The sequence below is a fragment of the Paraburkholderia caffeinilytica genome, from assembly GCF_003368325.1.
Taxonomy (GTDB): Bacteria; Pseudomonadota; Gammaproteobacteria; order Burkholderiales; family Burkholderiaceae; genus Paraburkholderia; species Paraburkholderia caffeinilytica.
This window is the reverse complement of the sequence record NZ_CP031466.1, coordinates 1,800,599-1,813,576: the sequence shown is the minus strand read 5'-3', so window position 1 is coordinate 1,813,576 and position 12,978 is coordinate 1,800,599. Positions and strand designations below refer to the sequence as shown.

The window sequence follows — 12,978 nt, the reverse complement described above, 5'->3', positions numbered from 1 at the left end:
TCATGACCCAGCCGACCACCCCGACCCACCCGACCAACCCGACCGCGCAGATTTTCGACGCCGCCGCCACCGCGCGGCTGATTCCGTATGCGACGCTCGTCGACGCCTTGAAGCGCGCGAGCATCGACTACGCGCAGCAACGCATCGCGAGTCCCGAACGGCTCGTCGTGCCGCTCAACGAGGGCGGCATCATGCTGTCGATGCCGGCCACCGCGCCCGATCTCGCGATCCACAAGTTGGTCAACGTATGCGCGAGCAATCGCCCGCGCGGTATCCCGACCATCCACGGCCAGGTGATGGCTTTCGACGCCGACACGGGCGAGACGCTCTTCATCCTCGACGGCCCGACGGTGACTGGACGTCGCACTGCGGCGATGTCGATGCTCGGCGTACGCACTTTCGCGCCGGCCAGGCCGCGCGAATTCCTGCTGATCGGCACCGGCACGCAGGCGGTGAATCATCTTGAAGCGATCGGCGAACTGTATCCCGACGCTCGCGTGTGGGTGAAGGGCAGTGCGCCCGCGCGGGCCGAAGCGTTTTGCGCCGCACACGGTGCGCATGGCACGCATGGCACGCGCGGCGCGCATGGCGGCAACGCGCGCGAACCGCAACCGCTGGCCAACCCCGATGCGGCCATCCCCGACTCGATCGACGTGGTGGTCGCGCTGACCACCAGCAAAGAGGCCGTCTACGACGAAGCGGCGCGCGCGGACCGGCTCGTGATCGGCGTCGGCGCGTTCACGCCCGCCATGGTCGAGATCGGCGCGCGCACGATCGCAGGCAGCGCGCTGTTCGTCGACGACCAGGCCGGCGCGAGGCATGAAGCTGGCGATTTCATTCAGGCCGGCGTCGATTGGGCGCGGGTCGGCGGAATTGCCGATGTGGTGGCAAACGCCGCTTTGTCGCCGTCGAAACAAGCGATTGTTTTTAAAAGTGTCGGCTGCGCGGCGTGGGATCTGGCGGCCTGCCGCGTGGCGCGCGAAGCCTTGTCGGGCGGCTGATCGCGGAGCGTTCGCAACACCCGGCGTGTTGCGGCGCGCGGGTCCGGGTTGGCATCTTGCGCCAACCTGCGGCACATGTTGCCGTGCAAACAATCTCAAAACGTTGCACCATAGGCGTTTGCCAGAAAAAAGTGCCGGTCCGCCGGTGTTTTTTTGCCCTTTGTCCGTTGACTTGACGCCTACCACGACGCTGCGACCGCGCTATGACGACCCAACACGCTTCTGCCACTCCCGACCTGCCGCTCGACATGATCATTTTCGGCGGCACCGGCGACCTGTCGTTCCGCAAGCTGCTGCCCGCGCTCTACATGGCGCATCTGCACTGCAATCTGCCGCCGGATACCCGCATTCTCACGATTGGCCGCAAGCCGTGGTCGCGTGAGGAATACATCAACCAGTTCATGGAAGCGAAGGCGAAGCCCTTCATCGAAAAGAAGGCGTTCGACGCCACCGCCTGGGACAAATTCCTTGCGTTGTTCGAGTACGTGCGCATGGACGTCGATTCGATCGAGGATTATCAGCATCTGAAGGAGGTGTCGCGCGAAGGTGTGCGGCGTGTGTTCTATCTCGCGACCTCGCCGGATCTGTTCACGCATATTTGCGACAATCTTTCGGCTGCGGGATTGGTCGACGGGAATTCCCGCGTCGTGCTCGAGAAACCGCTGGGCCACGATCTGGCGTCCGCGCAGGAGATCAACACGGCGGTCGGCAAGCATTTCAGCGAAGCACAGATCTACCGGATCGACCACTATCTCGGCAAGGAAACCGTGCAGAACCTGATGGTGCTGCGCTTCGGCAACGCGATTTTCGGTCCGCTGTGGCAGGCGCCGTATATCAAGCGCGTACAGATCACGGTGGCCGAAGAAGTTGGCGTGGGCAGCCGCGCGGGCTTCTACGATAAAACCGGCGCACTGCGCGACATGGTGCAGAACCACTTGTTGCAACTGCTCTGCATCGTCGCAATGGAGCCGCCCGTGTCGCTCGATCCGGATGCGGTGCGCGACGAAAAGCTCAAGGTGCTGCGCTCGCTGCGCCCCATGACGCCCGAGGATATCGCGCGCGATACCGTGCGCGGCCAGTACACGGCCGGCGCCGTGAACGGAGAGCCGGTGAAGGGCTATCTCGAGGAAGACAACGTGCCGGCGAATAGCCGCGCCGAGACCTTCGTCGCGTTGCGCGCGCATATCAACAACTGGCGCTGGGCCAACGTGCCGTTTTACCTGCGCACCGGCAAGCGGATGCAGAAGAAGGTGTCGGAAATCGTCATCGAGTTTTCCGAGTTGCCGTTCTCGATCATTCCGAGCGGCGGGCGCAACTACGGCAACCGTCTCGTGATCCAGTTGCAGCCGGAAGAGTCGATCCAGTTGCAGATGCTCGCGAAGGAACCGGGCAGCGGCATGCACATGCTGCCGGTGAATCTGAACCTCGACCTGCAGCAGGCTTTCACCGAGCGTCGCGCGGAAGCGTACGAGCGTTTGCTGATCGACGTGATTCGCGGACGCCTCACGCACTTCATGCGCCGCGACGAACTCGAAGCCGCCTGGACATGGGCCGAACCGATTCTGGACGGCTGGAGCAAGTCGGGCGACAAACCGCGTGGCTATACGGCAGGTACGTTCGGGCCGGCTGCGTCGACGGCGCTGATGGCGCGCGAAAATGCGGTGTGGGCGGAAGAGTCGCAGTAAGCGGGTAGCTTCAGGCGTCGGCGGTGCGTCGACGCTTCGAAGCGCTCGTTTTGCATTGAAAAAGGCGACCCGTTTTCGCGGGCCGCCTTTTTTACGCGTTGCTGTTCTGATTTAAGGCAACGAAATCGTCAACGTGGCCGATTGCGGGCCAAGCTTGACCACCTGCGAATACGGCGCGAGCGTGCGCAACGTCTGATCGCGCAGATACGTATTCAGACCGAGATATGCGAGCAGCCCGACCAGCGCGAATACCGCGCCGATCGACCACAACGGCACCTCGCGCTTGAGCCGGTGAGCGACCTGATCCGGCAGTGGCCAATGCGGCGCGAACGGTGCGCGCTTGCCCTTCATATGCGCGATTTCGTCGCCGATGCGCGCGGTCAGATAGGCGAGCTTTTCCGGCCCTTCGAGCAGATACTTGCCCTGGAAGCCGAGCAGCAGGCACATGTGGAACACTTCGAGCGATTGCAAACGCGCGGCGCCTTGCGCACGGCATTCCTCGAGATACTGGAAGAATTTCTCGCCCGCGAGTTGCTCGCCGAAGAGCACCAGTTGCAGCGGCCGGCGTTCCCATTCCGTGCGAATCCTGAAGGTCGACGACAACACCGATTCGTCGATGGCGGCGCAAAACGCAAACTTCGACGCGTAAACATCTTCCGCCGACGCATTGAGTTTTTTCGCACCGCGCTCGAAGTCGCCGAGAAACTGCTGGATACGCTGGCTGAATTCGTGCGCGTCGCCGGGTTCGCGGCCGTTCTTCAACAAAAACAGCATGAAGAAGCCGTCGTACAGCAGATCGAGCAGCGAGCGGACCTGGTAGCTCGGCTCGGTCATGGGGGCGGGCGTCGCGGCAGGCGTGCTGCCGCCAAACAGGGAGGGCGCGTAGCTCATGATGTGACGGCGATCAGTTCGAGTTGAAGATCGTTGATGCCCGACGGCGCGTAGATCATTGCCGATTGGGCCTGCAACATGCGGTCATACAATGCGCCGCGCGATTCGCACGAGAAGTAGCACGCGCCCGGCCGCACCGGAATGGCAGGCGGTACTTGCGGCGTGTAGACGAGGCGCACGCCCGGCATGGCCGAGAGCACCAGCTTGTCGACGTCGTCCGGCGCGCCGACCTTGAAACGCGCGGGTACGGCTTCGACGAGTTCGGCGGTCGGCATGTCCGCGGAGACGGCGATGTAGAACATTGTTTTGTCGTCGATCTTGCCGGAGTCGAGGCGGCCCGCGTGGAACGACGGACGCACTTCCTCGAGCGCGATTGCGAAGTAACGCGTGGAGATCACGGTTTCGAGCAGATCGCGCAGGATCGTGTCGAGGCGCGCAAAGCCGGGGCCCGGATCGTCATGCCGGTAAGCCGGCAGGTCGGACAGCGCATAGCCCTTCGAAAATGTCATCAACTGGCCGGCCAGACGCAGCAATTCCTGAAACAGACGCTCAGGATGCAGCGCCGAATGCTGATACAGATGCGCGAGCGAGGCAAACGCGGCGCTCGCGGTGTGCAGCAGCCAGAACGACGCGATGTCGCCGGAACGGAACTCGATGATGTTCTTGGTCGGCTCGCGGTGAAAACCATACAGCGCGTTGACCTTGGCCTGCAGCGCGTCGATCAGTTGACGCAGCCGTTGATGCAGGATCGGCGACGCGTCGATCGCGAGGCAGGGCGGCACGAACGTGTCGTCGATTTCAAAACCCGAGGTGGCGGTGCGACGCACGCGCACGAGCGGCACCGACAGCAGCTGGTCGCGCGGCTCGCTATGCGCAATGAGTTTGACGCTGGTCTTCAGGAACGTGATGTCGGCTTCGGCGGCATCGGTGAAGTGGTCGGCCACCGGCGTCTGCTCGCTGACATAGCGCGAGACGAAGCCTGCATTGCTGTCTTGTGAATAGTTCTTGCCGGCTTCGCGCAACGGATGCAGCGCGAGATAAAAGGTGAATTCGTTGATGCCGTCGGGGAGCGTGTCGAGCGCGATCGGCGGCGGCAGGTCGTCGGCTTGCGGCGCGGAGTAGAGCGCGCCGTCCGGAAACACCAGCGAGAGTTCGCTCACGCGCAGCACATTGCTGCCGAGCGCGTCGCGGTCGAGGCGCGCCGAACGCACGCCCCAGTTGTACGGCTGGATGGCCTGGATCGATTCGAACAGGCGCGCCTCATGATAGGCGTCCTGACGCTGAAAATGCTGCGGCCTCAGAAACAGGCCTTCCCCCCAGAGCACTTTTGCTGAATAACTCATCTCAAACCTGTTATATGCGTTCAGCGTGTGGCGCGCCCGGAGATAACCGATTCGAACGCCGCATTGTTAATTCTCTAAAAACTGTTAAATCGTATTTTCACGGCATCTTTAACCGCAGCTTACCGAAGAAAGCATATTCAACGGCTGGGCGGGCAATCCCTGTTCCGGCGGGATCACAGTGCCGTTGGTCACCGTCATTGCACAGTTATGCAGGCCGATCATTATGCCGGATTTCTCCGACTTCGCCGGGTCGAAGGCGAATTTCCAGCGTTGCATCGCCGGATCGCGGAATAGAGCGACGATACCGAATGCCTGCGCCTCACGCGAGACTTTTTCGGTAACGACGTAACGTTGACCGGGGATCAGCGTCACTTCGCGCACGCCCAGCAGATCGCCGCCGAGCGTGGTCTTTTCCTTTGCCGGATCGGTAAAAGCGTCGAATGGCGCCTGCTGGAATGAAGTGGGGTCTTTCAGCACGTAAAGCCGCACGACCAGCGCCAATGGGCGTTTGTCATTGGCGGCATTCAGGTTCGGCGCGGCGTATAAAGTAAGGCCGACATTGCGCGGCGGTTTCTGCGCATCCGGCACGTCGGGCTTGCCGAGGCCGCTCGCCTGCAAAGCCGCGTTGGCGGCGGCTCCCAGCACCGTGACGCCGGCCGCGCAGCCGCCCAGCAGCACACACGCCGCGGCGTTTGCAATCAATAGCGATGCATGGCGAACAAGACGCGAATTCATATACATCGACCGGCTCGGCGCCGCCCCCCGTCAAAACATCAATAACGAATTCAATCCGGCAAATTTGCAGCAACGTGATGCCGCGTAATGCCGCTTTATGCAAAGTGCATTGTTCTCCGCCACTCGCGTGTTCGCAGGCCGGTATGCGGAAATTTTTTCCGTTCTTCGCAATGCGGCTATTGCGCCAGGAAACAATTTCTGCATGTTTCGTTTAAATCATCCGGGTGCATTTTTTTTGTGCAATGCTTCTTCACACGAAAGTTGAATTATCGAAAATTGGCCTGTACTATACCCGCGCAGTTGAAGCAAAGCAAAACTCCGGTTTCTCCTTGAATTAAAAAAATCGCACGTCGGTGAAAAACGATGAATGAGCGTCTGTTAGTAAAACTATCTGGGGTAGTGTTGGCATGCGGCGTGATTGCCGGTTGCGCGACACAGGGCAACAACACAGCGACCACACCGGAGGCTTTTAATAAGCAACTCGCGGACGCGGACACCGTCGCCAAGGGCGGTGATCAGGATCGCGCCATTGCGCTTTACCAGCAATTGTCCAAATCCGATCCGACCCGTGAAGAACCGTGGTCGCGCATTGCGCAGATCCAGTTCACGCAGGGTCATTACGGTCAGGCGATCGTCGCCGCGCAAGAAGCGCTGCAGCGCGACCAGACGGATCGTCAGGCCAAGAGCGTGCTGGCGGTAGCCGGCCTGCGCGTGGCGACGCAATCGCTCGGCGAACTGCGTCAGGATGCGTCGCTCGCGGGCGATGCGAAGTCGGACGCGCAGGCGCTCGCCAAACAGCTGCGCGACACGCTCGGCGAAGCCACGTTGTTTCCGCCCGACCCGAACGACAAGCCCGTCGTGAAGAAGAAGCGCATTGTCCGCCACGTCGCCAAAGGCAAGGCTGCGGATACGCCGGATGCCACCACCAGCGCAGCGGCTCCGGCCGCCACGCCGGCGGCTCCCGCGGCGCCCGCCGCCCCGGCTGCGCCGGCAGCCCCCGCCAAAGCCGCACAAAGCGGCGGCGCGTCCGACCCGTTCAGCGCGCTGCGCTGAACCACACGCCTGATCCATCTGCATCCGGGAGCCGACGATGGCGAAGAAAGAAAGTATTCAAAAACGCTTGCAAAAAGTGCGGCCTCCGCGCGTTCAACTGACGTATGAGGTGGAGCGCGGCGATGCGATCGAGATAAAAGAGCTGCCGTTTGTCGTCGGCGTGATTGCCGATCTGGCAGGCCAGTCCGAAGTCGAACAGCCGAAGCTGCGCGATCGCAAGTTCGTCAACATCGACCGCGACAATTTTGACGACGTGATGAAAGCGATCGAGCCGCGCGCCGCGTTTCAGGTGGAAAACCGCCTGAGTGAGGCGGGCGGCAAGTTTGCCGTTGACCTGCGGTTCAAGTCGATGGCCGATTTCAATCCGGACGAGGTGGTCGCGCAGATCGAGCCGCTGCGCCGTCTGCTCGAAGCGCGTTCGAAGCTGGCCGACCTGCGCAACAAGCTGGCCGGCAACGACAAGCTCGAGGACCTGCTGAGCGAAGTGCTCAACAACACGCAGCAGCTGCAGACGCTGGCGAAAGATCAGGGCAACGCAGCAGACCAGCACGCCGGCGCGCCGGATCACGACAAGCAGGGCGAATAAGTACGTACGGGGTGTGAGATGAATCAGCAAACGGCAGCAGCCCAACTTGTCAGCGCGCAGAGCGGCACGGAATCCACGCTGCTCGACGAAATCGTCGAGAAAAGCCGCGTGGCCAAGTCCGATTCCGAACACGCGCGCGCGAAAGACCTGATTGGCGAACTCGTCCATCAGGTGCTTGACGGCACGGTGGTGGTGTCCGACAACCTGTCGGCCACCATCGACGCGCGCGTCGCGGAACTCGACCGCCTGATCTCCGCGCAACTGAGCGCGGTGATGCATGCGCCGCAATTCCAGCGTATGGAAAGCACGTGGCGCGGCCTCGACTACCTGTGCAAGGAAAGCAATACCGGCTCGACGGTCAAGATCAAGGCGCTGCACGCGCCGAAGCGCGACCTCGTGCGCGACTTCAAGAACGCCATCGAATTCGATCAAAGCGCGCTCTTCAAGAAGGTGTATGAAGAAGAGTTCGGCACATTCGGCGGCGCGCCGTTCGGCACGATCATCGGCGACTTTGAAGTGACGCGTCAGCCCGAAGACGTGTACTTCATCGAACAGATGGCGCATGTCGCGGCCGCGGCGCACGCACCGTTCATCGCGTCGGCGTCGCCTGAGCTGATGGGTCTCGAAACGTTTGCCGATCTCGGCAAGCCGCGCGATCTCGGCAAGGTGTTCGATACCGTCGAGTACGCAAAGTGGAAGTCGTTCCGCGATTCCGAAGACTCGCGCTATGTCGGCCTGACCTTGCCGCGTTTTCTCGGTCGCCTGCCTTTCAATCCGAAAGACGGCGCCACGGCGGAAGGCTTCAATTTCGTCGAAGATGTGGACGGCACCGATCACAGCAAATACCTGTGGTGTAACGCAGCGTGGGCTTTCGCCGCTCGCCTGACGGCTGCATTCGACGACTTCGGCTGGTGCGCGGCGATTCGCGGCGTGGAAGGCGGTGGTCTGGTGGAAGACCTGCCCACCCACACGTTCAAGACCGACGACGGCGAAGTCGCGCTGAAATGCCCGACCGAAATCGCGATTACGGATCGCCGCGAAAAGGAACTGAGCGACCTCGGCTTCATTCCGCTCGTGCACTGCAAGAACTCGGATTACGCCGCGTTCTTCGCTGCGCAATCGGTGCAGAAGCCCAAGAAATACAGCACCGATAGCGCGAACGCGAACGCCGTGCTGTCCGCGCAGCTGCAGTACATCTTCTCGGTGTCGCGCGTGGCGCACTACCTGAAGGCGATGATGCGCGACAAGATCGGCAGTTTCGCATCGGCACAGAACGTCGAAGTATTCCTGAACCGTTGGATCTCGCAGTACGTGCTGCTCGACGACAACGCGACTCAGGAGCAGAAAGCGCAGTTCCCGCTGCGCGAGGCATCGATACAGGTCTCGGAGATTCCGGGCAAGCCTGGTGCGTATCGTTCGGTCGCTTTCCTGCGTCCGCACTTTCAACTGGATGAGCTGTCGATCTCTTTGCGGCTTGTCGCCGACCTGCCGAAACCGGCAAATTCATAAACGAAGTCAGAAAACCCGTGCCGGCCGCACGGGTTAGCTGTTAAAACCACCTTTTTGGGGAGTCGATGAGTTATGAAGGACATCTATTTAAAATTCGGCAATCCGGCGATCAAAGGCGAGTCCGCCGATAAAGATCATGCTGGCTGGATCGAAATCGATTCGTGGAGCCACTCGATTACGCAACCGCGTTCGGCAACCGCTTCGACGGCAGGCGGTCACACGTCCGAGCGTTGCGAGCACGCCGACATGCAGTTCACGAAAGACATCGACGTGGTCAGCCCGCTGATCTATCAACACGCATCGGGCGGCACGACGTTCGACGAAGTGACGATCGACTTCATGCGTTCGGACGGCGAAGGCAACCGCATCAAGTACCTGGAAGTGAAGCTCAAGTACGTGATCATCTCGAGCGCCACGCCGAGCGTGGTGGGCGAAGGCCTGCCGACCGAGCAGTTCTCGCTGAAGTACGCAGCCGTGCAGTGGAAATACACGCAGCAGAAAATCGGCGGCAACCAGGGCGGCAACGCGCAAGGCGCGTGGAGCCTGACGAAGAACGACAAGACGTACGCGGTCTGATGCCGGGGTGCACGCGGCGCGCGGCCTGAAAAGGCTAGCGCGCGCCGCGTGCGCCTCGCGTCGAACCGGTTCTTCGGACGCTGATGAAACGTTTCGAACCCAGCTTTCTCGACAAGCTGTTCGACGACGAACCGCATCTGCCGGCTTCCCCGGCGATGCGGCAATTGTCGTTGGACGAGTTGAAGGCCACCGTCGCGCGCGACGTCGAGGCAATCCTGAACACGCGGATCGCGCTGACCGAGCACGAGCTGGCGGCGCTGCCGGAATGCCAGCGCTCGGTGCTCACGTATGGCCTGAACGATTTCGCGGGCTTGAGCCTGGCGAGCCATTACGACCGTACGTTTATCTGCAAATCGATTCAACAGGCAATTGCACGGCATGAGCCGCGCTTGCAACAGGTGGCGGTCACGCTCGAATTGAACGAACAATCCACCAACGCGCTGAACTTTGCGATTCAGGCGCTGCTGGTCGTGCACCCGGCGGAAGAACCGGTCAGTTTCGATGCGATGCTGCAGCCTTCCACGCTGCAATATTCGGTGACGCGCGCACGCGCGAAACTTTAGTCCCTGATTTTAGCGGCTGAGTTTGAGTATCTGCGTTTGAGTATCTGCATTTTAGTATCTTGAGTACCGCTTTGCCGCCGCTCACGCGCGACGGTGGCGATAGATCGGGCGGCGATGGTTCAGGTTCGGGGATAGATCGATGGAAGAATTGCTGCCGTATTACGAGCGCGAATTATCATTTCTGCGGCGCTATTCGCGCGATTTCGCCGAGCGCTACCCAAAGATCGCAGCGCGTCTTGCGATGTCCGGCGAGCACTGCGAAGATCCGCACGTCGAGCGGATGATCGAGTCGTTCGCGCTGTTGGGCGCGCGTATCAACAAGAAGCTCGACGACGACTACCCCGAATTCACCGAAGCGTTGCTGGAAGTGCTGTATCCGCACTACCTGCGGCCGTTTCCGTCCTGCTCGATTGCGCAGTTGGGCACCTCGGCCGCGCTCAGTCACCTGACCGAACCGATCCTGGTCGAGCGTGGCACCGAACTCAAGTCGCGCCCGATTCGCGGCGTGCAATGCCGGTTCCGGACCGCCTACGACGTGACGCTGGCGCCGATCCGCATCTCGGAAGCGAAGTACACGTCGGTGGCGATGGCGCCGAGTGCGACCGTCCTGCCGGGCAACGCCACGGCAATCGTGTCGATCACGTTCGAATCGACGGCCGCGCAACTCGATCTCTCCGCATTGAAAGTCGGCGCGTTGCGCACGCACCTGCACGGCGAACAATCGTTTATCGCGGCGCTGGCGGACTGTCTGTTCGTCAACGCGATGGCCACGTATGTCGAAGCCGACCGCCGCGGCGTGTGGACGCCATTGCGGGAATCGCCTGTCGTACAAGCCGGCTTCGATGAGGACGACGCGCTGATCGACTATCCGGCCAAATCGCATCCGGCGTACCGTCTGCTGACCGAATACTTTGCGTTCCCCGAAAAATTCAATTTCGCCGATTTCAATCTGGCTGCGATGACGCGAGCGAGCGGCCGCTGCCAGCGTCTGACGCTGCACGTCGTACTCAAGGAGGTGCGCAGCGATTCCCACGTCGCGCGCTTGCTGGATTCGCTGTCCGCGCATCATTTCCGCTTGTTCTGCACGCCGGTCGTGAATCTGTTCGAACAGCACGGGGAGCCGATCCGCATCAGTCATCAGGCGATTTCGTACCCGGTGATCGCCGAAGCGCGCCGGGCATTCGCGTACGAGGTCTATTCGATCGACTCGGTGAAACTCGTCCGGCAGCAGGCGCATGAAGAATCGGTGATCGAATTCCGGCCGTTCTATTCGCTGCACCACGGCGAAGCGGCGCGTGCGGGACACTACTGGTTCGCACGGCGCAACGATTGGGTCGCGCAGAAAAGCCCGGGCTACGAGACCGAAATCTCCATCGTCGATATCGACTTCGAGCCGGCCGCGCCGCAAACCGACACGCTGAGTCTCGATCTGACGTGTACCAATCGCGACCTGCCTGCCGGCCTCGCCGTGGGTCTCGAAGGCGGCGATCTGTTTCTGGAGGGCGGTTCGCTGACCGGCAGCATCGCGATGCTGCGCAGGCCGACGCCCAGCGTGCGTTTTGAGCGCGGGCGCGCCTCGCACTGGCGGTTGATTTCGCATCTGGCGCTCAATCATGTGTCGCTCGCCAATAGCGGCCTGTCGGCGCTCAAGGAAATGCTGGTGCTTTACGATTTGCGGCGTACGGCGGTGTCGGCGCGGCACATCGACGGCCTGGTCGGCATCGAGCAGCGCGCGGCGGTGCAATGGCTGCCGGGCAAACCGTTTGCAACCTTCGTGCGCGGTATCGAGATTCGTTTGACGATCGACGAAGAGCATTTCGTCGGCACGAGTCTCGCGTCGTTCGTGCGGGTCATCGATACGTTTTTCGGGCTGTACGTGCATCTGAACAGCTTTGTGCAACTGGTCGTCGTGTCGAAGCGCACCGGCGAGGAGATTCTGCGATGCAAACCGCGCAGCGGCGAATCGATCCTGGCGTAGTCGAGCAACTTCTCGACGAACCGCATCGCTTCGAATTTTTTCAGGCGGTGCGGATTCTCGAGAAGTGGTTCGCGCAGCAAACGCCGTCGAGTCATGGACGCCCGGGCGAAATCGTCGCGCAGCGGATTGCCTTTCGCAATTCGCTGTCGATGTCGTTTCCGCCCAGCGAAATTCACAGCGCACAGTCATACGACGATGAAGGCACGGCGCTGAAAGAGACGCCGCAACGCACCGCCGCGCTCGAAGCCGGTTCGCTCCACAAGGTGGAAATCACGCCGGCGTTTTTCGGTTTGCTCGGCGGGCAGGGCGCCTTGCCGCTGCATTACACCGAGCAGATCATCGCGCGTGAGCAGATCAGGCGCGACCGGGCCGCACGCGAATTCTTCGACGTGTTTTCGAATCGTGCGACGGCGCTGTTCTATGCGGCCTGGAAGAAGTACCGGTTGCCGTTTCATTACGAACTGGACCGCGACGAACGTTATCTGCCGCTGTTGCTCGCGCTGGCAGGCGTCGCCGACGACGACACCCGCAACAGCCTGCAAAGCGGCGACGGCGCGCTATTCGACGAAGCGATAGCGGGTTACGCGTTGGCCGCACGGCATCGGCCGGTTTCTGCGGCCTATCTGCAACGCACGCTGTCCGAGTACTTCAAGGTGCGGGTGCGCGTCGAGCAGTTCGTCGGCAAATGGTATGACGTGCCGCGCGATCAATTGACCGTGCTCGGCGGTGTCAATGCGACGCTCGGCGCCACCGCGCTGGCAGGCGAGCGGGTCTGGCAGCGCGACATGCGCGCACGGCTCGTGATCGGCCCGCTCGACAAGGCCGACTACGAAGCGTTCTTGCCCGGCGCCGACCGCGCCGTGGCGCTCGAACGCATGCTGACGCTGCTGGCCGGCGTGACCCTCGAATATGAAGTCTCGCTGGTGCTGCGTCGCAAGGAAGTGGGACCCAGCATGCTCAGCGGCGGCGCGCGCCTCGGCTGGGACGCATTTCTGTGCACCAGGGAAGCCGACCGTGACCGCGCGGATGCCCGTTACGAATTGCACGTGATTCACTGA

12 protein-coding genes are annotated in these 12,978 nt (G+C 61.7%); 9 read left to right on the top strand and 3 right to left on the bottom strand.

Annotation, left to right across the window (positions count from 1 at the left end):
- Window positions 1-2: 2 nt before the first annotated feature.
- Together lhpI and zwf are read left to right on the top strand one after the other, a co-directional pair.
- Entirely contained in the window at window positions 3-1,001 is a 999-nt protein-coding gene (gene lhpI / locus DSC91_RS08035; RefSeq protein WP_115777633.1) for a bifunctional Delta(1)-pyrroline-2-carboxylate/Delta(1)-piperideine-2-carboxylate reductase, read from the top strand.
- Window positions 1,002-1,204: 203 nt separating this feature from the next.
- Complete coding sequence (gene zwf / locus DSC91_RS08030; protein ID WP_115777632.1) at window positions 1,205-2,686, top strand: glucose-6-phosphate dehydrogenase; 1,482 nt, start codon at window positions 1,205-1,207, stop codon at window positions 2,684-2,686.
- Between the two features lie 111 nt (window positions 2,687-2,797).
- Here the strand turns inward: zwf and icmH are convergent, their stop codons facing one another.
- From icmH to tssJ, 3 genes are all read right to left on the bottom strand, one after another.
- Complete coding sequence (gene icmH, locus DSC91_RS08025) at window positions 2,798-3,577, bottom strand: type IVB secretion system protein IcmH/DotU (protein WP_115777631.1); 780 nt, start codon at window positions 3,575-3,577, stop codon at window positions 2,798-2,800.
- Entirely contained in the window at window positions 3,574-4,920 is a 1,347-nt protein-coding gene (gene tssK, locus DSC91_RS08020; protein ID WP_115777630.1) for a type VI secretion system baseplate subunit TssK, read from the bottom strand. The genes icmH and tssK overlap by 4 nt, the downstream gene beginning before the upstream one ends.
- 108 nt (window positions 4,921-5,028) lie before the next feature.
- Window positions 5,029-5,655, bottom strand: coding sequence for a type VI secretion system lipoprotein TssJ (gene tssJ, locus DSC91_RS08015; protein ID WP_115779747.1), 627 nt, complete (start codon window positions 5,653-5,655; stop codon window positions 5,029-5,031).
- A 363-nt stretch (window positions 5,656-6,018) separates the two neighbouring features.
- Here tssJ and DSC91_RS08010 point away from each other — a divergent pair, with 363 nt between their 5' ends.
- The 7 genes from DSC91_RS08010 to tssG all read left to right on the top strand — a co-directional run bounded on the left by DSC91_RS08010 (window position 6,019) and on the right by tssG (window position 12,978).
- Complete coding sequence (locus tag DSC91_RS08010) at window positions 6,019-6,708, top strand: tetratricopeptide repeat protein (RefSeq protein ID WP_115777629.1); 690 nt, start codon at window positions 6,019-6,021, stop codon at window positions 6,706-6,708.
- A 37-nt stretch (window positions 6,709-6,745) separates the two neighbouring features.
- Window positions 6,746-7,294, top strand: coding sequence for a type VI secretion system contractile sheath small subunit (tssB, locus tag DSC91_RS08005; protein ID WP_115777628.1), 549 nt, complete (start codon window positions 6,746-6,748; stop codon window positions 7,292-7,294).
- A gap of 18 nt (window positions 7,295-7,312) precedes the next feature.
- Window positions 7,313-8,803 (top strand): type VI secretion system contractile sheath large subunit, encoded by a 1,491-nt coding sequence (gene tssC / locus DSC91_RS08000; RefSeq protein WP_115777627.1) that lies wholly within the window; start codon window positions 7,313-7,315, stop codon window positions 8,801-8,803.
- A 72-nt stretch (window positions 8,804-8,875) separates the two neighbouring features.
- A complete protein-coding gene (locus tag DSC91_RS07995; RefSeq protein WP_054036475.1) occupies window positions 8,876-9,379 on the top strand; it encodes an Hcp family type VI secretion system effector in 504 nt (167 codons plus the stop codon).
- 83 nt (window positions 9,380-9,462) lie between these two features.
- Entirely contained in the window at window positions 9,463-9,942 is a 480-nt protein-coding gene (tssE, locus tag DSC91_RS07990; protein WP_054036473.1) for a type VI secretion system baseplate subunit TssE, read from the top strand.
- 139 nt (window positions 9,943-10,081) lie between these two features.
- Window positions 10,082-11,920: a type VI secretion system baseplate subunit TssF gene (tssF, locus tag DSC91_RS07985; protein WP_115777626.1), complete on the top strand. Its 1,839-nt coding sequence runs from the start codon at window positions 10,082-10,084 to the stop codon at window positions 11,918-11,920.
- Window positions 11,884-12,978 (top strand): type VI secretion system baseplate subunit TssG, encoded by a 1,095-nt coding sequence (gene tssG / locus DSC91_RS07980; protein WP_115777625.1) that lies wholly within the window; start codon window positions 11,884-11,886, stop codon window positions 12,976-12,978. The genes tssF and tssG overlap by 37 nt, the downstream gene beginning before the upstream one ends.